General features: G+C 39.2%; 23 protein-coding genes. 20 read left to right on the plus strand and 3 right to left on the minus strand.

Going from position 1 to position 21,914, the window contains the following annotated elements:
* Positions 1-111: 111 nt before the first annotated feature.
* A complete protein-coding gene (locus tag RMO03_RS06050) occupies positions 112-591 on the minus strand; it encodes a DUF4142 domain-containing protein (protein ID WP_309641198.1) in 480 nt (159 codons plus the stop codon).
* A gap of 157 nt (positions 592-748) precedes the next feature.
* Positions 749-1,066, minus strand: a complete 318-nt coding sequence (locus RMO03_RS06055; protein WP_309641199.1) for a membrane-binding protein — start codon at positions 1,064-1,066, stop codon at positions 749-751.
* Between the two features lie 335 nt (positions 1,067-1,401).
* On the opposite strand from RMO03_RS06055, the gene aspS reads away from it, so the two are divergent.
* The 20 genes from aspS (at position 1,402) to RMO03_RS06155 (ending at position 20,444) form a co-directional block, all read left to right on the plus strand.
* Positions 1,402-3,153 carry an aspartate--tRNA ligase gene (gene aspS, locus RMO03_RS06060; protein ID WP_309641200.1) on the plus strand — a complete coding sequence of 584 codons (1,752 nt, stop codon included), beginning with the start codon at positions 1,402-1,404 and terminating at the stop codon, positions 3,151-3,153.
* Between the two features lie 128 nt (positions 3,154-3,281).
* Positions 3,282-3,482: a cold-shock protein gene (locus RMO03_RS06065; protein ID WP_309641201.1), complete on the plus strand. Its 201-nt coding sequence runs from the start codon at positions 3,282-3,284 to the stop codon at positions 3,480-3,482.
* A gap of 229 nt (positions 3,483-3,711) precedes the next feature.
* A complete protein-coding gene (locus RMO03_RS06070; protein ID WP_309641202.1) occupies positions 3,712-4,077 on the plus strand; it encodes an NADH-quinone oxidoreductase subunit A in 366 nt (121 codons plus the stop codon).
* Between the two features lie 101 nt (positions 4,078-4,178).
* On the plus strand, positions 4,179-4,727 hold the full coding sequence (locus tag RMO03_RS06075) for an NADH-quinone oxidoreductase subunit B (protein WP_309641203.1): 549 nt from the start codon (positions 4,179-4,181) through the stop codon (positions 4,725-4,727).
* A 4-nt stretch (positions 4,728-4,731) separates the two neighbouring features.
* Complete coding sequence (locus RMO03_RS06080; protein WP_309641204.1) at positions 4,732-5,250, plus strand: NADH-quinone oxidoreductase subunit C; 519 nt, start codon at positions 4,732-4,734, stop codon at positions 5,248-5,250.
* A gap of 147 nt (positions 5,251-5,397) precedes the next feature.
* On the plus strand, positions 5,398-6,633 hold the full coding sequence (locus RMO03_RS06085; RefSeq protein WP_309641205.1) for an NADH-quinone oxidoreductase subunit D: 1,236 nt from the start codon (positions 5,398-5,400) through the stop codon (positions 6,631-6,633).
* Between the two features lie 3 nt (positions 6,634-6,636).
* Positions 6,637-7,167 (plus strand): NAD(P)H-dependent oxidoreductase subunit E, encoded by a 531-nt coding sequence (locus tag RMO03_RS06090; protein WP_309641206.1) that lies wholly within the window; start codon positions 6,637-6,639, stop codon positions 7,165-7,167.
* A 1-nt stretch (position 7,168) separates the two neighbouring features.
* Positions 7,169-8,536 carry an NADH-quinone oxidoreductase subunit NuoF gene (gene nuoF, locus RMO03_RS06095; RefSeq protein ID WP_309641207.1) on the plus strand — a complete coding sequence of 456 codons (1,368 nt, stop codon included), beginning with the start codon at positions 7,169-7,171 and terminating at the stop codon, positions 8,534-8,536.
* A gap of 13 nt (positions 8,537-8,549) precedes the next feature.
* Positions 8,550-9,599, plus strand: a complete 1,050-nt coding sequence (locus tag RMO03_RS06100) for a 2Fe-2S iron-sulfur cluster-binding protein (protein WP_309641208.1) — start codon at positions 8,550-8,552, stop codon at positions 9,597-9,599.
* Positions 9,592-10,644 (plus strand): NADH-quinone oxidoreductase subunit NuoH, encoded by a 1,053-nt coding sequence (gene nuoH / locus RMO03_RS06105; protein ID WP_309641209.1) that lies wholly within the window; start codon positions 9,592-9,594, stop codon positions 10,642-10,644. Before RMO03_RS06100 ends, nuoH begins: the two co-directional genes overlap by 8 nt.
* A gap of 67 nt (positions 10,645-10,711) precedes the next feature.
* Entirely contained in the window at positions 10,712-11,233 is a 522-nt protein-coding gene (locus tag RMO03_RS06110; RefSeq protein WP_309641210.1) for an ORF6N domain-containing protein, read from the plus strand.
* Positions 11,234-11,350: 117 nt separating this feature from the next.
* Positions 11,351-11,896, plus strand: a complete 546-nt coding sequence (locus RMO03_RS06115) for an NADH-quinone oxidoreductase subunit I (protein ID WP_309641211.1) — start codon at positions 11,351-11,353, stop codon at positions 11,894-11,896.
* Positions 11,896-12,408 carry an NADH-quinone oxidoreductase subunit J gene (locus tag RMO03_RS06120; RefSeq protein ID WP_309641212.1) on the plus strand — a complete coding sequence of 171 codons (513 nt, stop codon included), beginning with the start codon at positions 11,896-11,898 and terminating at the stop codon, positions 12,406-12,408. Before RMO03_RS06115 ends, RMO03_RS06120 begins: the two co-directional genes overlap by 1 nt.
* A 1-nt stretch (position 12,409) precedes the next feature.
* Positions 12,410-12,730 (plus strand): NADH-quinone oxidoreductase subunit NuoK, encoded by a 321-nt coding sequence (nuoK, locus tag RMO03_RS06125; RefSeq protein WP_309641213.1) that lies wholly within the window; start codon positions 12,410-12,412, stop codon positions 12,728-12,730.
* Positions 12,731-12,736: 6 nt separating this feature from the next.
* Positions 12,737-14,617, plus strand: a complete 1,881-nt coding sequence (gene nuoL, locus RMO03_RS06130) for an NADH-quinone oxidoreductase subunit L (protein ID WP_309641214.1) — start codon at positions 12,737-12,739, stop codon at positions 14,615-14,617.
* 10 nt (positions 14,618-14,627) lie between these two features.
* Entirely contained in the window at positions 14,628-16,064 is a 1,437-nt protein-coding gene (locus RMO03_RS06135; RefSeq protein ID WP_309641215.1) for an NADH-quinone oxidoreductase subunit M, read from the plus strand.
* A gap of 14 nt (positions 16,065-16,078) precedes the next feature.
* Positions 16,079-17,449 (plus strand): NADH-quinone oxidoreductase subunit N, encoded by a 1,371-nt coding sequence (locus RMO03_RS06140; RefSeq protein WP_309641216.1) that lies wholly within the window; start codon positions 16,079-16,081, stop codon positions 17,447-17,449.
* A 188-nt stretch (positions 17,450-17,637) separates the two neighbouring features.
* Positions 17,638-18,600: a lipid A deacylase LpxR family protein gene (locus RMO03_RS06145; RefSeq protein WP_309641217.1), complete on the plus strand. Its 963-nt coding sequence runs from the start codon at positions 17,638-17,640 to the stop codon at positions 18,598-18,600.
* 156 nt (positions 18,601-18,756) lie between these two features.
* Positions 18,757-20,025 (plus strand): Y-family DNA polymerase, encoded by a 1,269-nt coding sequence (locus RMO03_RS06150; RefSeq protein ID WP_309641218.1) that lies wholly within the window; start codon positions 18,757-18,759, stop codon positions 20,023-20,025.
* Positions 20,016-20,444, plus strand: a complete 429-nt coding sequence (locus RMO03_RS06155; RefSeq protein ID WP_309641219.1) for a translesion error-prone DNA polymerase V autoproteolytic subunit — start codon at positions 20,016-20,018, stop codon at positions 20,442-20,444. The genes RMO03_RS06150 and RMO03_RS06155 overlap by 10 nt, the downstream gene beginning before the upstream one ends.
* A gap of 3 nt (positions 20,445-20,447) precedes the next feature.
* On the opposite strand, the gene RMO03_RS06160 is transcribed toward RMO03_RS06155, so the two are convergent.
* On the minus strand, positions 20,448-21,914 hold a 1,467-nt coding region (locus RMO03_RS06160), incomplete at its 5' end, for a sodium:solute symporter family transporter (protein WP_309641220.1).

The raw sequence follows: 21,914 nt of genomic DNA on the forward strand, positions 1-21,914 counted from the left end.
CCAAGGATTTGAGAAATTTAAATTGCTTAGATCCCTGGTAATTTTACCCACAAAAAAACCCGACTTATTAAGACGGGTTTTTTATTTTTTTAATTATCCGACATTTTACTTTTACAAAGCCTTAACGCCGTCTAGATGTTGCTGAATCATTGGAAGGTTTTCTTTAGCGAATTTCTTTGTAGCTTCATCTTCAAACTTCATTGCTTTTTTAAATTTTTTGACGTCGCGTTTGTGATCTGTCTTCATCATTTTTAAAAACTTGCGATCGAAAGCTTTTTCTCGTAAAGCGGAAAGTTTGGTTAACTGCGCATTCTTTTTTTCACTGATTGCATTGGGAAGCGTGATGTTTTTTGAGGTTGCCAGTTGTTGCAATTTAGCAAGCAATGTTTCCTGATCCTTTACCATAAGGCTTCCGTAATCTCTAATCGCTTTGGTGGAAGCTAGTCCGGCAGCCAGTCGACCTTCTTCTCGATCCATGCGTCTAGCATCGGCCATTTTTACGATAAATTCTGGTGCTTCATTGTTATTAAGATTTTGAGCGAACGAAATTGTACTATAAGCAAGCACAAAAAGAATGATAAAGTTTTTCATAAGATGGTTTTTAAAATTGTGCAAATTTCCCTTGTTTTTTCTAAAGAATGTTACATAATATCGGGATTAAGTATAAAATTTATTGGATGCATGCGTTTTCGATTCACGCAAAAAAAAACCCGCTTATAAAGCGGGTTTTATTATTTATTTAAATCTCTTAGTTATTACTTACTAATGCAATTTGATTGTTTGAGTAATCTACTTGGCTTGACTTGGCTTCATTCCAGAAAAACCATTTTCCGGTTTTTTGTCCGTTGGTATATTCGCCCGCAGATTTTTTATTTCCATTGGTGTCAAAAGCAACCCATTTTCCTTCTAACTTTCCGTCTTTAAAGAAACCTTCTTGTTGAATTTGACCATTATCATAATAATAAGTCGCTTTTACCAAGTTTCCAACCACTTCTAATTTAGGTTCTTTTTGTGCGAAAATCATTCCTGAAATCAACACGGCTCCGATGATCATATACTTTTTCATAACGCGTAGGTTTTTGATTGTTTAACAATTATGAAACAAATGTATAAATTTATTTACACTAAACAAACTTTTACTTAACAATTTGGTAACATTGGATAAAAACTTAACATTGGGAATTTTTAAGCAATTGAAATTATCGAATTGAAAAGTAACCTTCTTCCCTACGAAAAGCCGCGTTAGGGATTGAAGCGGTTATCCTTTTGTGCCGTTGTTCGGCGCAAAAGATAGGAGTGAAAAGCCCGACCCTTAGGGAACGCCATCCTAAAAATTATAATGTTGATTTTGCCTATGAAAATTGACAATTATGCTTAAATTTGCCATCTAAAATTTCGAACATGTATAGAAGTCATCATTGTGGTGAACTCAACGCAACGCACATCAATACTGAAGTGACGCTCGCGGGCTGGGTACAAAAATCAAGGGATAAAGGGTTTATGAATTGGGTCGATTTGCGTGATCGCTACGGCATGACGCAGTTGGTTTTTGATGAAAGTCGCACTGAAAAATCGGTTTTTGAACTGGCAAAAACTTTGGGTCGCGAGTTTGTGATTCAAGTGAAAGGCACTGTGATTGAGCGCGAAGCCAAAAACAAAAACATGGCTACAGGCGACATTGAGATTTTGGTTACAGAGCTTAATATATTGAATGCTGCTTTGACGCCGCCCTTTACGATTGAAGACGAAACTGACGGCGGTGAAGACATTCGTATGAAATACCGTTACCTTGATATTCGTAGAAATCCTGTGAAAAACAGTTTGCTTTTTCGTCATAAAGTGGCGATGGAAGTTCGAAAATACCTTTCCGATTTGGATTTTTGTGAAGTGGAAACGCCTTATTTGATTAAATCGACTCCTGAAGGTGCACGTGATTTTGTTGTTCCAAGCAGAATGAATGAAGGGCAATTTTACGCCTTGCCACAATCGCCTCAAACATTCAAGCAATTGCTGATGGTGGGCGGTATGGATAAGTATTTTCAGATTGTGAAATGTTTCAGAGATGAGGATTTGCGTGCCGACAGACAACCGGAATTTACACAGATTGATTGTGAAATGGCGTTTGTGGAGCAAGAAGATATTTTGAATGTTTTTGAAGGATTGACACGTCATTTACTCAAAGAACTTAAAGGTATTGAAGTTGATACATTCCCAAGAATGACTTATGACCATGCTATGAAAACGTATGGTAATGACAAGCCGGATATTCGTTTTGGGATGGAATTCGGAGAACTCAATGCTGTGACACAACATCAAGATTTTGGCGTTTTTAATACGGCAGAACTCGTTGTTGGAATTGCGGTTCCAGGAGCTGGAGAATATACTAGAAAAGAAATTGATGGTTTGATTGATTGGGTAAAACGCCCTCAAGTTGGTGCTTCGGGGATGGTGTATGTGAAATGCAACGAGGACGGAACTTATAAATCATCGGTGGATAAATTTTATGATCAAGACGATTTGGCGAACTGGGCAAAAGTGACCGGTGCTAAATCCGGTGATATGATTTTTGTATTATCCGGTCCGGCAGATAAAACCAGAACACAACTTTCTGCTTTACGTATGGAATTGGCCACACGTTTAGGCTTGAGAAATCCGGCTGAATTTGCTCCGCTTTGGGTGGTTGATTTCCCATTATTAGAAAAAGATGAAGAAAGCAACAGATGGCACGCGATGCACCATCCGTTTACTTCACCGAAACCTGAAGACATGCATTTGCTCGCAACTGATCCAGGAAAAGTACGCGCTAATGCCTATGATATGGTGTTGAATGGCAATGAAATTGGCGGTGGTTCAATTCGAATTCACGACAAAGCAACGCAGCAATTGATGTTTAAGTATTTAGGATTTACCGAAGAAGAAGCTAGAAATCAATTCGGATTTTTGATGGATGCTTTTCAGTTTGGAGCGCCACCTCATGGTGGATTAGCTTTCGGATTGGATCGATTGGTAGCGATTTTAGGCGGACAAGAAACCATTCGTGATTTTATCGCTTTCCCTAAAAACAATTCAGGTCGCGATGTGATGATTGATGCGCCTTCGGTGATTGATGAAGCGCAATTAAACGAATTACACATTAAATTGGATTTAAAATAATTTTTTTTCAAAATAAATTTCGAAAACGTTGAGAATCAATAATTTTTCCAAAAAATTAACAGTTCGCTAACTTTCGTATTATATTATAAGTTACATTTGCAGCATTATAAATTATTATTACAATTACAATGCGTACAGGTACAGTTAAATTTTTCAATGAATCTAAAGGTTACGGATTCATTACAGACGAAGAAACAGGAAAAGACATTTTCGTTCATGCATCAGGAATCAAAGCGGAAGAACTTCGCGAAGGTGACCGAGTAAGTTACGAAGAAGAAGAAGGAAGAAAAGGTAAAGTAGCTGCTCAAGTAGTAGCTCTTGAAGACTAAAATATAACATTATTTTTGTTACCTAGAATGTGTAAACGTTCCGATTGATTTCGGGACGTTTTTTTTTGCCTTTATCTAATCCGTATTCATATTGTCATCTTCTTATTTATAATCAATAAAAATTAGAAAATTAGTTCGATTTGTGAACGATGAAATTTAATTTTTTCATTGGTATTTAATTATTGAAAGTTATCTTTGTGGTTGAAAATTTTAAAGTAATTTAAGCAAGATGCAATCCAATCAATTAGACTATTTCCCAATACTGATGCAAATGCTTTTAGCCGTTGGATTTGTAGTAGGAACTATCATCATTTCAGGCAAATTAGGCCCGAAAAGATCTTCAAAAGTAAAAGATGAAAATTTCGAATGCGGTATCGAATCTGTCGGAAACGCACGTATTCCTTTTTCAGTAAAATATTTTCTAGTAGCTATTTTATTCGTACTGTTTGATGTCGAAGTCATTTTCCTTTATCCTTGGGCGATTAATTTCAAAAGCTTAGGTATTGAAGGCATGGTGAAAATGGTTGTTTTTATGATGTTGCTTTTGGTGGGATTTTTCTACATCATCAAAAAGAAAGCACTCGAGTGGGAATAGATGATTTCAGATTTGAGAATTCAGATTTCAGATTTCTCAAACTATAAAAACAATTTCTGATTTTTCAATCTAAAATCAGAAATCTAAAATCTAAAATTAAAATGAGCGATTCAAAAATAAATATGGTGGAACCTCCTGAAGGTGTGGTTGGTGAAGGTTTCTTCGCTACCAAACTCAATGATGTGGTAGGTATGGCCCGTGCCAATTCATTATGGCCTTTGCCTTTTGCGACTTCATGCTGTGGTATCGAATTTATGGCGACTATGGCGTCACATTACGATTTAGCACGATTCGGTTCTGAGCGTGTGAGTTTCTCGCCGCGTCAAGCTGATATGCTAATGGTGATGGGAACAATCTCCAAAAAAATGGCGCCAATTTTACGCCAAGTGTATGAACAAATGTCAGAACCAAGATGGGTAATCTCCGTAGGAGCTTGCGCTTGTTCAGGTGGTATTTTCGACACCTATTCTGTACTTCAAGGCATCGACAAAGTAATTCCGGTTGATGTTTACGTTCCGGGTTGCCCACCAAGACCAGAACAAATTGTTGACGGCGTAATGAAATTACAAGAATTGGTAAGATCAGAATCCGTTCGCAGAAGAAGTTCTCCTGAATACCAGGAATTATTAGCCTCCTATAATATCCAATAACACAATGGCTTTAGAAAATACAGACATTCAAAATAAATTAACGGCAACTTTCGGCGAAAGTGTTTTCAACTTTCAACAAGAATATGATGTCTTTTCATTTGAAATTGATGCCGATAAAAACAGAGCCTTATTATTATTTCTGAAAAACGATGCTGAATTGCAATTCAATTTCCTAACAGATTTGTGCGGCATTCATTATCCGGACAATGACGACAATCATCAGTTTGCGATTGTATACCATATGCACAACTGGTACGAAAACAAACGCATCAAAATCAAAGCATATCTCAATGCAACTCCCGAAATCAAAACTGTTTCAAATATTTTTTTATGCGCCAATTGGATGGAAAGAGAAACGTATGACTTCTACGGAGTAGATTTCAAAGGCCATCCGCAACTCAAACGTATTTTGAATATGGACGAAATGATATCGTTTCCAATGCGCAAAGAATTCCCGATGGAAGACAGCGGACGAACCGACAAAGACGACCGATTCTTCGGAAGAACAACGATAAACTTGTAATTATTAATTACGAATTAAAAATTACGAATTACGAGAAATGATAATAATTAGTATAAAAATAATAAACACGATATAGATTACACAGATGACTTTAAAAGCAAATTTTTTAATTCATAATTCGTAATTTTTTAATTCGTAATTAAATATATGTCAGAACTATTATTACCACCAGAGCATCGATATGCTAAAATAGTGCAGGAGAAACGCAATGAAGACGGGAGCGAGCTTTCGATTCTGAATTTAGGACCGACGCATCCTGCCACGCACGGTATTTTTCAAAATATTTTGTTGATGGATGGCGAGCGAATCCTCGAGGCTGAACCTACTATCGGTTACATTCATCGCGCTTTCGAAAAGATTGCTGAAAACCGTCCGTTCTACCAAATCACACCATTGACTGACAGAATGAACTATTGTTCATCGCCAATCAACAACATGGGTTGGTGGATGACTTTAGAAAAATTATTAGACATCGAAGTTCCAAAACGCGCCCAATACCTTCGCGTGATTGTAATGGAATTGGCCCGAATTACCGACCACTTGATTTGTAATTCGATTCTTGGTGTTGATACCGGAGCTTATACCGGTTTCTTATATGTATTTCAATTCAGAGAAAAAGTCTACGAAATCTACGAAGAAATTTGCGGGGCTCGTCTCACTACCAATATGGGTAGAATCGGTGGTTTCGAAAGAGATTGGACGCCAAAAGCTTTCGAGCTATTGAATACCTTTTTAGAAGATTTTCCAGTAGCTTGGAAAGAATTCGAAAACCTTTTTGAACGTAACAGAATTTTTATTGATAGAACCGTAGATGTAGGTGCTATTACCGCTGAACAAGCAATGGCATATGGGTTTACTGGTCCAAACTTACGCGCAGCCGGTGTCGATTATGACGTTCGTGTAGCCCATCCGTATTCTTCGTATGAAGATTTCGATTTCATCATTCCCGTTGGAAAATCAGGCGACACTTACGATCGTTTCTGTGTTCGTAATGCCGAAGTTTGGGAAAGCATCAGCATCATCAAACAAGCATTGGCAAAAATGCCAGAAGGCCCATATCATGCAGATGTTCCTGATTATTACCTGCCTCCAAAAGAAGATGTTTATACTACGATGGAATCATTGATTTACCATTTCAAAATTGTTATGGGTGAAGTTCCGGTTCCTGTTGCTGAAGTCTATCACGCAGTGGAAGGCGGTAACGGAGAATTAGGGTTTTATCTCGTAACCGATGGAAGTCGAACGCCATACCGTTTGCATTTCCGCCGCCCTTGCTTTATATATTATCAAGCTTATCCCGACATGATTAAAGGTTCGATGCTTTCGGATGCGATTGTAATTTTGTCAAGTTTAAATGTTATTGCCGGAGAATTAGACGCATAAATTATGGAACACACACATTACAAACAGGAAATCAACATCACAGACGCATTGATGACACGCATCAACGAATTGATTGGTCATTATCCTGAAGATAAAATCAAATCAGCATTGTTGCCGGTTTTGCATGAAGTGCAAGACGCACATGACAATTGGCTTAGCCTCGAATTGCAAGACAAGGTTGCTGAAATCCTAAAAATAAAACCGATTGAAGTTTATGAAGTGGTTACATTTTACACGATGTACAACCAAAGACCCATCGGAAAATACATGTTCGAATTTTGCCAAACCTCGCCTTGCTGTTTGAATGGCGTAGAAAACTTAATGGATTATACTTGTAACAAATTAGGCGTAAAAGTAGGCGAGCCAACTGCTGACGGCATGTTCGAAGTTCGCGGTGTTGAATGTTTAGGCGCTTGCGGTTACGCTCCGATGATGCAATTGGGCGATTTCTACAAAGAACATTTGAATGAAGAAAAAATCGATCAGCTGATTGCCGATTGTAAAGAAAATAAAATCACGTTACACGATAAATAATATGTCACAAAAAATATTATTAGACAAAATTAACGTTCCGGGTATCAGAACCTACGAGGTTTACCGCAAAGAAGGCGGCTATGCTTCAGTAGAAAAAGCCTTGAAAAAACTAACACCCGACGAAGTAGTCGAAGAAGTAAAAACTTCTGGATTGCGTGGTCGTGGTGGCGCGGGTTTCCCTGCCGGAATGAAGTGGAGTTTCATCGATAAAAAATCTGGAAAACCAAGACATCTCGTGTGCAACGCCGACGAATCAGAACCTGGCACTTTCAAAGACCGTTTTCTGATGGAATACATTCCGCATTTGTTGATTGAAGGCATGATTACATCGAGCTATGCATTGGGCGCAAACCTTTCCTATATCTACATCCGTGGAGAATACATGTGGGTTTACAAAATTTTAGAAAGAGCGATCGCCGAAGCCAAAGCTGCCGGTTGGTTGGGTAAAAATATATTAGGAACTGGTTACGATTTGGACTTATATGTTCAAATTGGTGCCGGTGCCTACATCTGTGGAGAAGAAACTGCACTCATCGAATCACTTGAAGGAAAACGTGGTAATCCAAGAATCAAACCACCATTTCCAGCTGTTTCTGGTCTTTGGGCCAATCCAACGGTGGTGAATAACGTAGAAACCATTGCAGCCGTTCCGTGGATTGTCAACAATTCTGGAGCAGAATATGCGAAAATTGGAATCGGAAGATCAACAGGAACCAAACTAATTTCAGCTTCGGGTCACATCAAAAATCAAGGGGTTTACGAAATTGAACTCGGTTTAAGCGTTTATGAATTCATGAATTCCGACGAATATTTGGGAGGTATGAGTTCAGATCGTCCATTAAAAGCATTCGTGCCAGGTGGAAGTTCGGTACCGGTTTTACCTGCCGATTTAATCTACAAAACAGCAGCCGGCGAAGACCGATTGATGACTTACGAATCGTTAAGCGACGGTGGATTTGCAACAGGATCTATGTTAGGCTCCGGTGGATTCATAGTATACAACGACACCGCTTGCATAGTGCGCAACACTTGGAATTTCTCAAGATTCTACCACCACGAAAGCTGTGGCCAATGTTCACCTTGCCGTGAAGGAACCGGTTGGTTAGAAAAAGTATTACACAGAATAGAAAACGGTCATGGCCGTGAAGAAGATATCGAATTGTTGTGGAGCATTCAAAGCAAAATTGAAGGCAACACGATTTGTCCGTTGGGTGATGCTGCGGCATGGCCTGTTGCGGCTGCGATTCGCCATTTCAAAGAGGAATTTGAATACCACATTCGTTTCCCAGAAAAAATAAAAAACAGAGATCACTTCGTTGCAGAACCTTTTGAAAAGGTCAGACATTTGATTTCTAAAGTAACAGTATAAAGTCAAAATTTACATGAAAGTAACTATAGACGGTCAAGAAATTGAAGTAGAACCAGGAACCACAATCCTGCAAGCAGCGCGTATGATTGGTGGCGAAGTCGTTCCACCGGCGATGTGCTATTATTCTAAACTCAAAGGAAGCGGCGGAAAATGTCGTTGTTGTTTGGTGGAAGTTGCCAAAGGAAGCGAAGCTGATCCGAGACCAATGCCCAAGTTGATGGCATCATGCGTAACGGGTTGCATGGACGGCATGGAAGTCAATAGCAAATCTTCAGATCGCGTCACAGAAGCCAGAAAATCTGTCACAGAATTTTTGTTAATCAACCATCCGTTGGATTGCCCAGTTTGTGATCAAGCCGGTGAATGTGATTTGCAGAATCTAAGCTTCGAACACGGAAAATCACAAACCAGATTCATCGAAGAGAAAAGAACATTCGAACCAGAAGATATTGGTCCGAATATTCAACTCCACATGAATCGCTGTATTTTATGTTACCGTTGTGTGATGGTAGCCGATCAATTGACAGACAACCGTGTGCATGGCGTTATGGATCGTGGTGATCACTCCAATATTTCAACCTGTCTTTCAAAAGCCATCGATAATGAGTTTTCAGGAAACATGATTGATGTGTGCCCAGTTGGAGCTTTGACAGATAAAACCTTCCGATTTAAATCGAGAGTTTGGTTTAACAAACCTTACAATGCGCACCGTAATTGCACCAAATGCTGTGGAAAAACCACCGTTTGGATGTTTGGTGATGAAATTCAAAGGGTTACCGGACGCAAAGATGAATACCATGAAGTAGAAGAATTCATTTGTAATGAATGTCGTTTCGACCATAAAAACCCAGCGGATTGGGTGATTGAAGGACCGCGTAAATTTGAAAAGGATTCGGTAATCAACCAAAACAATTACACTAGAAAATTAGATAAAGTAGAAATCGCTACGGAGAAAAACATTCTATTAGGAAGAGACATCGACCGTAAAAAAATCAGTATGCCAACTACGCCATTGACTCAAGAAGACATTATCAACCAACAAAAACTGGGTAATAATGAATAGTACACTCATCATAGATAAAAGCGTCATCATTCTGGTAGTCTTTGCCGTGACGATGCTGATGGCCATGTATTCCACTTGGGCTGAACGTAAAGTAGCAGCATGGCTGCAAGACCGGATTGGTCCGAACAGAGCGGGTCCGTTAGGATTGTTCCAGCCGCTTGCCGATGGATTGAAATTATTTGCGAAAGAAGAATTTGAACCCAATACACCCAATAGATTTTTATTCTTTGTTGGGCCAGCGATAGCAATGAGCACCGCTTTAATGACGAGTGCTGTGATTCCGTGGGGTGATAAATTTCACTTATTTGGACGCGATATTTTACTACAAGCCACCGATATTAATGTGGCTTTATTGTATGTTTTTGCAGTAGTTTCTGTGGGTGTTTATGGCATCATGATCGGAGGTTGGGCATCGAATAACAAGTTCTCCTTGATGGGTGCGGTTCGTGCGGCTTCACAAATGGTTTCTTACGAAGTTGCGATGGGATTGTCGGTAATTGCCTTGTTGATGATGACCGGAACCTTGAGCTTGAGAGAAATATCCGCCCAACAATCAGGTTGGCATTGGAATGTGTTTTACCAACCGTTGTCCTTTTTAATTTTCTTGATTTGTGCCTTCGCAGAAACCAACCGAACACCTTTTGATTTAGCGGAATGTGAGTCGGAATTGATTGGTGGCTATCATACCGAATTTTCTTCGATGAAAATGGGCTTCTATTTGTTTGCGGAATATGCAAACATGTTTATATCGTCAACGATATTAGCCGTGTTGTTTTTCGGCGGATACAATTATCCGGGCATGCATTGGGCGGTGGAGCACTGGGGTGTTAACCTTGCGAATGTAATCGGAATCATGGTGTTGTTTATAAAAATCTGCGGATTCATATTTTTCTATATGTGGGTACGTTGGACGATTCCAAGGTTTAGATACGACCAATTGATGCATTTGGGATGGCGAATTTTGATTCCGCTTTCGATAGGAAATATTATTGTGACTGGAATTGTGATTTTAAGACATGACATTGCAGCATATTTAGGAATGTAAAACATTGGTGTAATGGGAAACAACACCTTAAAAAAGTTTCTTAATGTCAACGCCAAACAGATTTTTTATGGAAAAGGTAATTGTACCAAATGAGATTATATTGAGTAAAATTTTATTCATTAGAAATCAAAAAATCATGATCGACAGCGATTTGGCGGAGCTTTTCGGAGTGCCAACAAAAAGATTGAACGAACAAGTAAAAAGAAATAGTAATAGGTTTCCTGAAAATTTTATGTTTCAGTTAACACAGATTGAAAAAGAACAGGTGGTCGCAAATTGCGACCACCTCAGAAAATTAAAATTTTCATCGACGCTTCCGTATGCTTTTACAGAACACGGAACCATGATGTTGGCGAATGTAATCAATAGCGAAAAAGCAGTTGAAACAAGCATTCGAATTATTGAAGTGTTCGTTAAAATGCGGGATTATTTATCTGATAATGCTGTCATCAAATCGGAGCTTGAAGCGATAAAAAAGAAACTCGTCAATCATGACAAAAACATCGAATTGGTTTTTTCTTATTTGGATGAATTGATTGATAAACAAGAGCTTAAAACGGAACGAATTAGAATTGGTTATAAACGATAAAGCAAATTAGAGACAAGGGTTTAGCCCCGATAGAAGGGAAAATCCTTTTGCGCCGGTGTTCGGCACAAAAGATTGGAATGATAGCGGGATTGGCTTCGAAAAAATAAAAATAAAAAAATGAGTATAGCATCTATATCATTATCGGGCAGAAAAAAAGTGGTTTCCAATAAGGAGATGACTTTTCTGGAACGGTTGTATTTGGTGGCAATCATCAAAGGATTGTTTATTACGATTAAGCATTTGTTTACACGCAAAGTGACAATTCAGTATCCCGAACAAGTGCGTACGATGAGCCCTGTTTATCGCGGGCAACACATGCTCAAACGTGACGAACAAGGTCGTGAAAACTGCACCGCATGCGGATTGTGCGCTTTATCTTGTCCTGCTGAAGCCATTACGATGGTGGCATCGGAACGCAAAGCGGATGAAAAACATTTGTACCGTGAGGAGAAATACGCATCGATTTATGAAATCAATATGTTGCGTTGCATTTTCTGCGGATTGTGCGAGGAAGCGTGTCCGAAAGATGCCATTTATCTGACGACTTCGAAAGTGCTCGTGCCTTCGAGCTACGAACGGGAGGATTTCATTTTCGGGAAAGACAAATTGGTCATGCCGTTAGACATGGCGATGAAAAATGCTCAAACTAAAAACCTAAACTAATGTCAATAGCTCTGATTCTTTTTTGTGTGTTGTCGGCGGTTACTTTAGCCACAGCATTTCTGACGATTTTTACTAAAAATCCGATCCACTCGGCCATTTATTTGGTGGTTTGTTTCTTTTCGATTGCAGGTCATTATCTTTTATTGAACTCGCAGTTTTTGGCGATTGTTCATATTATAGTATACTCAGGCGCCATTATGATTCTGTTTTTGTTTACGATCATGTTGATGAATTTGAATAAAGAAGATGAAGTACACAAACCTCGTGTGACACGTTGGGCAGCCGTGATTTTGTTTTGCTTGATGTGTTTGGTATTGATTGCGATTTTCGTTAATTCGAAACCGATTGTGGGCGAATATGTCGCTACCGGTGAGGATTACCAATCGATTAAAGTCTTAGGAAAAGTATTATTGAATGAATATATGGTGCCGTTTGAATATGCGTCGATTCTATTATTAGTGGCGATGATTGGAACCGTATTATTGTCTAAAAAAGAAAAAATAGAGAAATAAAATGAACAATATTTTAAATCAAATTGGTATTGAAAACTACATTTTCCTATGCGTCATTTTGTTCTGCATTGGCGTATTTGGCGTGTTGTACAGAAGAAATGCCATCATCGTTTTTATGTCGATTGAGATTATGTTGAATGCGGTCAATTTGTTGTTCGTGGCATTTTCAACGTATCATCAAGATTCGCAAGGGCAAGTATTCGTGTTTTTCTCGATGGCTGTGGCTGCTGCGGAAGTCGCGGTTGGTTTGGCGATTTTGGTTTCCATCTTCAGGAATTTAGGATCAATCGATATTGATAATTTAAAAAAATTAAAAGGATAATATTCTATGGATACTACTTTAGCTTTAGTCTTAGTTTTAGCTCCTTTTGCAGGATTTTTAATCAACGTTTTCTTCGGAAAAGCTTTGGGGAAAACCTTATCGGGAACCATCGGAACCTTATCCGTAGTGGTTTCTTTTGTAGCGACTTTGGTGTTCTTCATGCAGGTTAATGAAACCAAACAACCCATTCAAATGGTTTTATTCGATTGGATTCAAATCAGCAATTTTAAAATTGATTTTGGATTTTTACTCGACCAATTATCATTGTTATGGTTGTTATTCGTTACGGGAATCGGCTCATTGATTCATTTGTATTCGATCAGTTACATGCACGACGATGAGAAAATGCATACGTTCTTTGCGTATTTGAATTTGTTCGTGTTTTTCATGATAACACTTGTGGTCGGAAGTAATTTATTAATCATGTTTATCGGATGGGAAGGCGTTGGACTTTGCTCCTACTTGCTCATCGGATTCTGGTATAAAAACCAAGAATATAATGACGCAGCTAAGAAAGCTTTTATCATGAACCGTATTGGAGATTTAGGTTTATTAATCGGAATCTTCGTTCTTGGTGCAGTATTCTCAACTTTAGATTTTGCGACTTTAAAAACCGCTTTGGAAACTTCAGCAAACGTCAATCCAAACTGGATTGTGTTGGCGGCTTTGGCTTTGTTTATTGGTGCTTGTGGAAAATCGGCACAGATTCCGTTATACACTTGGTTGCCTGATGCGATGGCTGGGCCAACTCCGGTTTCGGCTTTGATTCATGCGGCAACGATGGTAACGGCCGGTATCTTTATGGTAACAAGAATGAATTTCTTATTTTCATTGACGCCACAAGTACAAATGGTTATTGCTGTAATTGGAGCTACTACAGCTTTGGTGGCTGCAACGATTGCTTTGGTTCAGAATGATATTAAAAAAGTATTGGCCTATTCAACCGTTTCTCAATTGGGATTGATGTTTTTGGCTTTGGGTTGCGGCGCTTATCAGGTGGCCGTTTTCCATGTGATTACACATGCGTTTTTCAAAGCTTGTTTGTTCTTAGGTTCAGGTTCTGTGATTCACGCTTTGCATGGTGAACAAGATATGAGAAGAATGGGCGGTCTTAAAAAAGTCATGCCGATTACTTTCATCACGATGTTGATTTCAAGCTTAGCGATTTCCGGAATTTTCCCATTGGCAGGATTTTGGTCGAAAGACGAAATATTAATGGTCGCTTTCGAACACAATAAAATGCTTTGGATTGTGGGTTCAATCGCTTCGATCATGACCGCATTCTATATGTTTCGTTTGATGATTCTGACGTTCGGAAAAGAATTCCGAGGCACCGAAGAACAGAAACACCATTTGCATGAAAGTCCAAAATTGATTACGATTCCATTAATCATATTAGCGGTTTTAGCATTCTTTGGAGGAGTGATTAATTTACCAGGAAGCACTTGGTTAAATCATTATTTAGCACCGCTTTTCACAGTAGCACACGAGGAACATCCTTTGGGAAGTCAAGAATATATGTTGATGGGCATTGCTTTGGTTGGTGCGGTTGTCGGTATTGGAATCGCTTATATGAAATACAACAAACAAAACCAATTGCCTGAGGAAGACGATAAAATCACTGGATTTTCGAAAATATTATACAACAAATATTATGTTGATGAAATTTACGAATTCGTCTTTGTAAAACCCATCAATGCCTTATCGCGTTTCTTCCGTGATTATATCGAAACTGCGGTTTCGGGATTCATTTTCGGATTGGGAAAAGCAGCTATGGTAGTCGGTGCACAAGGGAGAAAAGTACAAAACGGAAACATCGGATTGTATCTGTTTTCATTTGTGTTAGGCGTTATCGCAATCATTTCCTATTTATTTTTAGCTCAATAATTTATACCTAATGGATGTAATTTACTTATTAATTCTACTCTTAGTTGGCACATTGGCCACGTATCTTTCAGGCGACAAACTGGCTTCTAAAGTGGCTTTGTTATTCGGATTGGGCGCATTCGGTTATTCAATCTATTTATTGAATTTATTCTATGCCGGACAAGACCTCGATTTCACCACCGCTTGGATTACCAAACCCAATATCGCTTTCGCGTTACGAACTGACGGATTAGCATTGGCCATGGTTTTATTGACCACCGCGTTAACACCAATCATCATCTTTTCAGGTTTTGGAAATGACTTCAAAAATGCCAAAGCGATCTATTCCTTAATCTTATTCATGTCGTTTGCAATGGTAGGAACTTTCCTCGCCGCAGACGGATTATTATATTACATCTTCTGGGAATTATCGTTAATTCCTATTTACTTCATCGCGCTGCTTTGGGGTAATGGCGATGCTGAAGAACGCAAAAAAGCAGTAGTGAAATTTTTCATCTACACTTTAGGTGGTTCGTTATTTATGTTAACCGGTTTTGTGTATTTATACTTGCAAGCCGGAAGCTTTTTACTCACCGATTTATACCAATTGCGTTTGTCATGTGGCCAACAATTCTGGATTTTCATGGCTTTCTTTTTAGCGTATGCGATTAAAATTCCACTGATTTCTTTCCATACTTGGCAAGCAAAAGTTTATCAAAAAGCACCAACAGTTGGCACCATGCTACTTTCGGGAATCATGCTCAAAATGGGATTGTACAGCGTCTTGCGTTGGCAATTGCCGATTGCGCCTTTGACAGCTAAAGGGTATCAATATGCACTAATCGGATTGAGTATCGCCGGTGTGATTTACGGTTCAATCGTAGCGTTACGTCAGAAAGATATCAAAAAATTATTGGCTTATTCTTCATTAGCACACGTTGGTTTGATTGCTGGTGGTGCCTATACATTAACACTCGACGGATTGCGTGGCGCAGTATTGCAAATGATTGCACACGGTTTCGTAGTGGTTGGTTTGTTCTTCGTTGCTGAAATCATTTACAGACGATACGAAACAAGACTGATTGCAGAAATGGGCGGTATTCGTTCGCAATCACCTAAATTCACTTCAATGTTCTTATTGTTGGTTTTGGCATCTGTGGCTTTGCCTTCAACATTCAACTTTGTGGGAGAATTTACGGTGTTGTATAGTTTGTTTCAAGTCAATTTAGGGTTTGCTATTTTGGGTGGATTGACCATTATTCTTGGCGCCTATTATATGCTCAAAATGTTCCAACACGTAATGTTGGGCGAAACCAATACACGAATATTTCAAGATGTTACTTTCAATGAAGGTTTGCTATTGGTCATCATCATCGCGGTTTTATTCTTCTTCGGATTGTATTCAAAACCAATCACCGATTTGATTACGCCAAGTATCGAAAATATATTAATTCACATCAACCGATAACTGTCAAATAAAAAATGAATACATTAATAGCTATAGTAGGATTAGGTGTTTTATGCCTTTTATTTGAGATTATGAATCTTAGAAAAGCGCTCGTTCCCATCACCATTTTGGGATTGATGGCGATTCTTGCATTGACGGTTTGCGAATTCAATACGCCTGGAAGTTTCTACAACAACATGATTGTCGTGAATAAATTCTCTGTATCGTTTTCAAGTTTGTTTATTGTACTGACCATTTTCCTAGTCGCATTGAGTCATAATTTCTATGAAAGTCATCCGACCAAACTTTCCGATTTTGTTGCCATCAAAATATTCCTGCTATCAGGCGCAGTGGCAATGGTTTCGTTCGGGAATTTAGCGATGTTCTTTTTAGGGATTGAAGTATTATCGATTTCGTTATACATCTTGGCAGCAAGCAGCAGGTTGAGTTTGAAAAGCAACGAAGCCGGAATGAAATATTTCCTCATGGGTTCCTTCGCATCGGGAATCATCCTATTCGGAATCTGCATGATTTATGGTGCCATGGGAACTTTTGATGTTACTGAAATCAGCGAATTATCACGTTCTGCCGAATTACCCATTTGGTTTCCGATTGGAATTGCGTTGGTGACCATTGGAATGTTCTTCAAAATTGCGGCAGTACCATTTCATTTTTGGGCTCCTGATGTTTATGAAGGTGCTCCAGCATTGACGACAGCAACGATGAGTACATTAGCGAAAGTTGTAGCGATGGCCACCTTATTCAAATTGCTTTCGGCGATGAATGCGGAAATTTCGTATCAATATCAAATTGTGGTGGTGGTCGTATCGATGGCATCAATGACGGTTGGGAATATCATGGCTTTGAAACAAGCGAATGTGAAACGTATGTTGGCCTTTTCAGGAATTTCTCACGCCGGATTTATGTTGATGACTTTATTGAGTATCACAACTTCTGCAGGCAGTTTGTTGTATTATGCTTCAGCTTATGCGCTATCCGGAATTGCAGCGTTTGCGGTGATTTTATATGTGTGTAAAAACAGAGACAACGAAGATATCGTCAACTTTCACGGATTAGGAAAAACGAATCCATTGTTGGCAGCGATACTAACCGGATCTTTATTATCGATGGCAGGCATTCCGATTTTTGCGGGATTCTTTGCGAAGTTGACGTTGTTCAGCCAAACGATACAAGCGGGTTATTTGGTGTTGGTGATTGTCGCGGTAATCAACTCGATTATCAGTGTTGGCTATTATTTCAAATTGATTTTGGCGATGTATACCAAAGAACCTGAAAAACCTAGAACCGGAACGCCAGTATTAATTTATGGCGTTGCAATTGTAGCCATTCTTTTGAATGTAGCGATTGGATTATTTCCTTCGTTAGTGATGGATTTACTCGGATAAAAAAATCAAAATTTATAGAAAAAGCCATCGAATTCCGATGGCTTTTTTATTGGATTAACCGCAAGGGACACTAAGTTTTCACGCAAAGAGCACAAAGCTTTTGTATTCCTTAGCGAACTTAGCGTGAATCCTTGCGCTCTTTGCGGTTAAAAGAAAACCCGCACCAACATATTTCCGTACATGGAAGTATGAAACAACATGCAATCTATCTTTTATTTTTAATTGCTTTTCCGCTTTGTCTATTCGCCCAGAAAATAGACAATACGGCTTCCTTTCGAGATCTCAAAACCGAGCGTTACTTCCGGTTTAATTATGACAATGATTATTTTGCTTCGAAAGATCAGGATTATACGCAAGGTTATAATTTTGAATTGGTCTCTCCGGCCATGCGACATAACCCAATCAATAAACTATTTCAGAAATCAAAGAAAAGAGAATCCCAATACGGAATCTCGATTGAGCACATCGGCTTTACCGCTTTTAATATCGGAAGCCCCGAAATTCAATATGGCGATCGACCTTTTGCCGCTGCTATTATGCTCAAAAGTTTTGCCATAGCAACAGATACAATTCATAAATCACGATGGGTTTCGTCCTTGAATATCGGGCTAATTGGTCCGGGTGCATTTGGAAAAGAAATGCAGGTGGCGATTCACGAAGCTACCGGAAATACAATTCCACAAGGTTGGCAGCATCAGATTCGCAATGATGCTGTTTTGAATTATGAAGTGGGTTATGAAAAAAAATTATTGCGTTACAACAATTTATTTTCGCTACAAACCAATACAACGCTACGACTTGGAACATTATTTACAAATGCATCAGTAGGAATCAACACGACATTTGGAATCATTAATGAGCCATTTGCTTCTTTAAAAACTAAAAAGAAATTGGCGCTTTATGGTTATGTGCAACCGATGCTCAATATCATTGGTTATGATGCCACTTTGCAAGGCGGCTTGTTCAATCGTAAAAGTCCGTATACGATTCCTGACAGCCAGATAGAGCGTTTTACGGCGCAGGTCAATTATGGCATTGTACTTCAAACATGCACTTTGTTTTTGGAGTATTCGCGTGTTATGATTACACGAGAGTTTGAAAAAGGAAGTAGCAGCAAATGGGGTGGTATTAAAATCGGATTTCGATTTTAAACGAAAGCCCTAGCCCCGATAGAAGGGAAAATCCTTGGCATTGGGAGATTGCCGCGCAAGCTCGCAATGACAAGATTGGAATGATAGCGGGAAATAGCTCCTCAAAAAATTATCAACATTGACAAAATTAACTTTTGTAAACCGTAAATTTACAAGATGTATGCATTAGTCGATTGTAACAATTTTTATGCTTCGTGTGAACGGCTTTTCCAACCGCATTTGGTCGGGAAGCCTGTGGCTATTTTGTCGAATAATGACGGTTGCATTATTTCGCGAAGTGATGAAGCACGGGCGTTGGGCATTCCGATGGGCGCGCCGGAATTTAAAGTTCGGGATTTGTTGCGCGAACATCAAGTGCAGGTTTTTTCTTCCAATTATGCTTTGTATGGCGACTTGAGTGGCCGCGTGATGGAAATCCTGAAACAGTTTACACCGAATGTTGAAGTTTACAGCATTGATGAAGCCTTCATGAATTTTGATGGTATGACGATTCCCAATTATCACGATTATGGTTTGCAGATGAAAACCCGCATTCGGAAATGGCTCAGCATTCCGGTTTGTGTGGGCGTGGCTCCTACTAAAGCTTTGTCGAAAGTAGCTAATAAAATTGCGCGGAAATTTCCCGATAAAACACAAGGCGTTTATGTAATTGATACGGATGAAAAACGCATCAAAGCTTTGAAGTGGACAAAAATTGAAGACGTTTGGGGCATTGGGCATCGCATGAAGAAAAAGATGAAAGTCAGAAATATTACGACTGCTTTCGATTTTATTGATCCGATGCATACCGCATGGATTAAGAGTCAAATGGGCGTGGTTGGGTTGCGACTCAAAAGCGAACTCGAAGGGAAATCGGTGTTGGGACTCGAGGAAGTTTCAGATAAAAAAAGCATTGCCATTACGCGCAGTTTTCCAAAACAACTTTCAGATTATGATGCGTTGCGAGAGCGGGTTTCGACTTTTGCTTCGGTTTGTGCGGAAAAATTGCGACGACAACATTCGTGTTGTCAGACCATTATTGTCATGCTCAATACGATGGATTTTGATGAAGGAAGAAAAAGCAGGTATTACCAGCAAATCGTGACATTGCCTTTTGCAACCAACTCGACTTTGACCATTGTGGATACCGCTGTGAAAATGCTTCAAAAAATACATGCGGAAAATGACGGATTGTTGTATAAAAAAGCCGGCGTTATTGTGACGCAGTTGTGTCCTGAAAATGAAAAACAATTCGATATGTTTGCTGATGAAAATCCAAAGCATTTGTTTTTGATGAAAGCGATGGATGCCATTAATGAAAAAATCGGCGATCGAAAAGTGAAACTCGGTGCGCAAGGAAAACAAACTTGGAACATGCGGCAGAACATGCTTTCACCAAAATATACCACCCGCTTTGACCAAATTCTGACGATACGATGCCAATAAAACTGACTTTTTTAAAGCCTGACTTCGAGAGCGAGATTAAAATCCCGTATTTCGACCATGGTGTTTCCGCTGGATTTCCTTCTCCGGCTTTGGATTTTATGGAAACGGCAATCGACCTCAACAAAGCGTTATCTGAAAATCCGTTGGCTACTTTTTATATTAAAGTCGAAGGCAATTCGATGGTGAATGCCGGAATTGATGACAAAGATGTACTCGTTGTAGACCGCAGTTTAGAGCCTCAAAACAATAAAATTGCGATTTGTTATATCGACGGTAGTTTCACGGTGAAACGCATCAAACTTGAAAAAGACGCGCTTTGGTTGATGCCTGAAAATCCGAAATATGAGCCTATAAAAGTCACTGATGAAAACCAATTTATCGTTTGGGGCATTGTGACTTATGTGATTAAGAAAGTTTAAATCCTACCAGAACACCGTATACAACGCAGCCAAAATCGAAAGAATGATTAGCATTCCAACGGTAAAACTTGGCGACATTTTGAACATGGTTTTATCTACTTCCAAACCATGAGGTTGAACGCCGTTTCTGGTTTCGTATTTACTGATGAAATACATTCCAATGACGCAAATCAAGAATACAAATCCCATACGATCTATAAACGGAATTTCGTAAATGCCATCTGCATTTGGTACGGAAAAACCATATGGATTTAAAAAGGCTAAATTGACAAACGACGGCATGAATTTGAAAATAATCGAAAACATAAACCCGCCAATCGTAGCAAACAATGCGGCATTCGAAGTGGTTTTTTTCCAGAAGAAACCTAAGATAAACATTGCGAAAACACCCGGACTAACGAAACCAGTATATTCTTGAATGTATTGAAAACCACCTTTTTTATCAATGCCTAAAAATGGTGCTACTAAAACGGCCACCAACATCGCAGCAACAATCGTCATTTTCCCAATTTTGACTAATTTTTTCTCATCGGCTTCGACGTTGAGTTTGGTTTTGTAAATATCCAAGGTGAAAATTGTCGCGATACTATTGGCTTTCCCTGCTAATGATGCCACAATCGCAGCGGTCAAAGCGGCGAACGAAAGTCCTTTTAAACCTACGGGAAGCAAGTTTAATAAAATCGGATACGCTCGATCGGGATTCACGCTTCCATCTTGTAGCATTTCGGTTTGAAAATGCCCGTTTTGGTATAACACATAAGCGGCGATTCCTGGTAAAACTACAATGATTGGCATTAATAGTTTTAAAAATGCGGCGAACAGAATGCCACCTCGAGCCGTTTTTAAATCAGCTCCTAGTGCGCGTTGCGTGATGTATTGGTTGCAACCCCAATAATTCAAATTGATGATCAACATTCCTCCAATTAGAACGGAAAGTCCCGGTAAGTCCATGTAGTTGGGATTGGTCTTTTCAAAAATCATATGGAAATGGTCGCCGGCATGCGTGGTCATTAAATTGAATCCATTGATTACACCTGTAGAACCAAATTCTGTAGCGACTAAATTCAACGCCAAATACGTAGTTACCAATCCACCTAAAATTAAAAAGAACACTTGAATTACATCAGTATATCCAATTACTTTCATACCCCCGAGCGTAATCATCACAGCAAAAAAAGCTAGGAAAACCATGCACAACGTAATGTTCAAACCTGAAATACTGCTAATCGCTAAAGCACCCAACTCCAGAATTGAAGTCAAGTTTACCAATACATAAAGCAGCAACCAAAACACCGCCATAATCATCGCGACATTGCTGTTGTAGCGTTTGTGCAGGTATTGTGGCATTGTGAAAATTTTGTTTTTCAAATAAACGGGCATGAAGAAAACCGCTACGATAATCAGTGTCGCCGCCGCCATCCATTCATATGTAGCAATCGCCAAACCCATTTTGAAACCACTACCGCTCAT

The sequence above is a fragment of the Flavobacterium sp. genome (assembly GCF_031411595.1).
Lineage (GTDB): Bacteria > Bacteroidota > Bacteroidia > Flavobacteriales > Flavobacteriaceae > Flavobacterium.

What these genes read in the sequence shown, in the direction of transcription:
- RMO03_RS06135 (WP_309641215.1), top strand. Translation starts at nt 14,628, where the DNA reads ATGGATGTAATTTACTTATTAATTCTACTCTTAGTTGGCACATTGGCC.
- RMO03_RS06150 (WP_309641218.1), top strand. Translation starts at nt 18,757, where the DNA reads ATGTATGCATTAGTCGATTGTAACAATTTTTATGCTTCGTGTGAACGG.
- RMO03_RS06110 (WP_309641210.1), top strand. Translation starts at nt 10,712, where the DNA reads ATGGAAAAGGTAATTGTACCAAATGAGATTATATTGAGTAAAATTTTA.
- RMO03_RS06100 (WP_309641208.1), top strand. Translation starts at nt 8,550, where the DNA reads ATGAAAGTAACTATAGACGGTCAAGAAATTGAAGTAGAACCAGGAACC.
- RMO03_RS06155 (WP_309641219.1), top strand. Translation starts at nt 20,016, where the DNA reads ATGCCAATAAAACTGACTTTTTTAAAGCCTGACTTCGAGAGCGAGATT.
- aspS (WP_309641200.1), top strand. Translation starts at nt 1,402, where the DNA reads ATGTATAGAAGTCATCATTGTGGTGAACTCAACGCAACGCACATCAAT.
- nuoK (WP_309641213.1), top strand. Translation starts at nt 12,410, where the DNA reads ATGAACAATATTTTAAATCAAATTGGTATTGAAAACTACATTTTCCTA.
- RMO03_RS06070 (WP_309641202.1), top strand. Translation starts at nt 3,712, where the DNA reads ATGCAATCCAATCAATTAGACTATTTCCCAATACTGATGCAAATGCTT.
- RMO03_RS06120 (WP_309641212.1), top strand. Translation starts at nt 11,896, where the DNA reads ATGTCAATAGCTCTGATTCTTTTTTGTGTGTTGTCGGCGGTTACTTTA.
- RMO03_RS06055 (WP_309641199.1), bottom strand. Translation starts at nt 1,066, where the DNA reads ATGAAAAAGTATATGATCATCGGAGCCGTGTTGATTTCAGGAATGATT.
- RMO03_RS06115 (WP_309641211.1), top strand. Translation starts at nt 11,351, where the DNA reads ATGAGTATAGCATCTATATCATTATCGGGCAGAAAAAAAGTGGTTTCC.
- RMO03_RS06085 (WP_309641205.1), top strand. Translation starts at nt 5,398, where the DNA reads ATGTCAGAACTATTATTACCACCAGAGCATCGATATGCTAAAATAGTG.
- RMO03_RS06090 (WP_309641206.1), top strand. Translation starts at nt 6,637, where the DNA reads ATGGAACACACACATTACAAACAGGAAATCAACATCACAGACGCATTG.
- RMO03_RS06080 (WP_309641204.1), top strand. Translation starts at nt 4,732, where the DNA reads ATGGCTTTAGAAAATACAGACATTCAAAATAAATTAACGGCAACTTTC.
- RMO03_RS06145 (WP_309641217.1), top strand. Translation starts at nt 17,638, where the DNA reads ATGAAACAACATGCAATCTATCTTTTATTTTTAATTGCTTTTCCGCTT.
- RMO03_RS06065 (WP_309641201.1), top strand. Translation starts at nt 3,282, where the DNA reads ATGCGTACAGGTACAGTTAAATTTTTCAATGAATCTAAAGGTTACGGA.
- RMO03_RS06050 (WP_309641198.1), bottom strand. Translation starts at nt 591, where the DNA reads ATGAAAAACTTTATCATTCTTTTTGTGCTTGCTTATAGTACAATTTCG.
- RMO03_RS06075 (WP_309641203.1), top strand. Translation starts at nt 4,179, where the DNA reads ATGAGCGATTCAAAAATAAATATGGTGGAACCTCCTGAAGGTGTGGTT.
- nuoH (WP_309641209.1), top strand. Translation starts at nt 9,592, where the DNA reads ATGAATAGTACACTCATCATAGATAAAAGCGTCATCATTCTGGTAGTC.
- RMO03_RS06140 (WP_309641216.1), top strand. Translation starts at nt 16,079, where the DNA reads ATGAATACATTAATAGCTATAGTAGGATTAGGTGTTTTATGCCTTTTA.
- nuoL (WP_309641214.1), top strand. Translation starts at nt 12,737, where the DNA reads ATGGATACTACTTTAGCTTTAGTCTTAGTTTTAGCTCCTTTTGCAGGA.
- nuoF (WP_309641207.1), top strand. Translation starts at nt 7,169, where the DNA reads ATGTCACAAAAAATATTATTAGACAAAATTAACGTTCCGGGTATCAGA.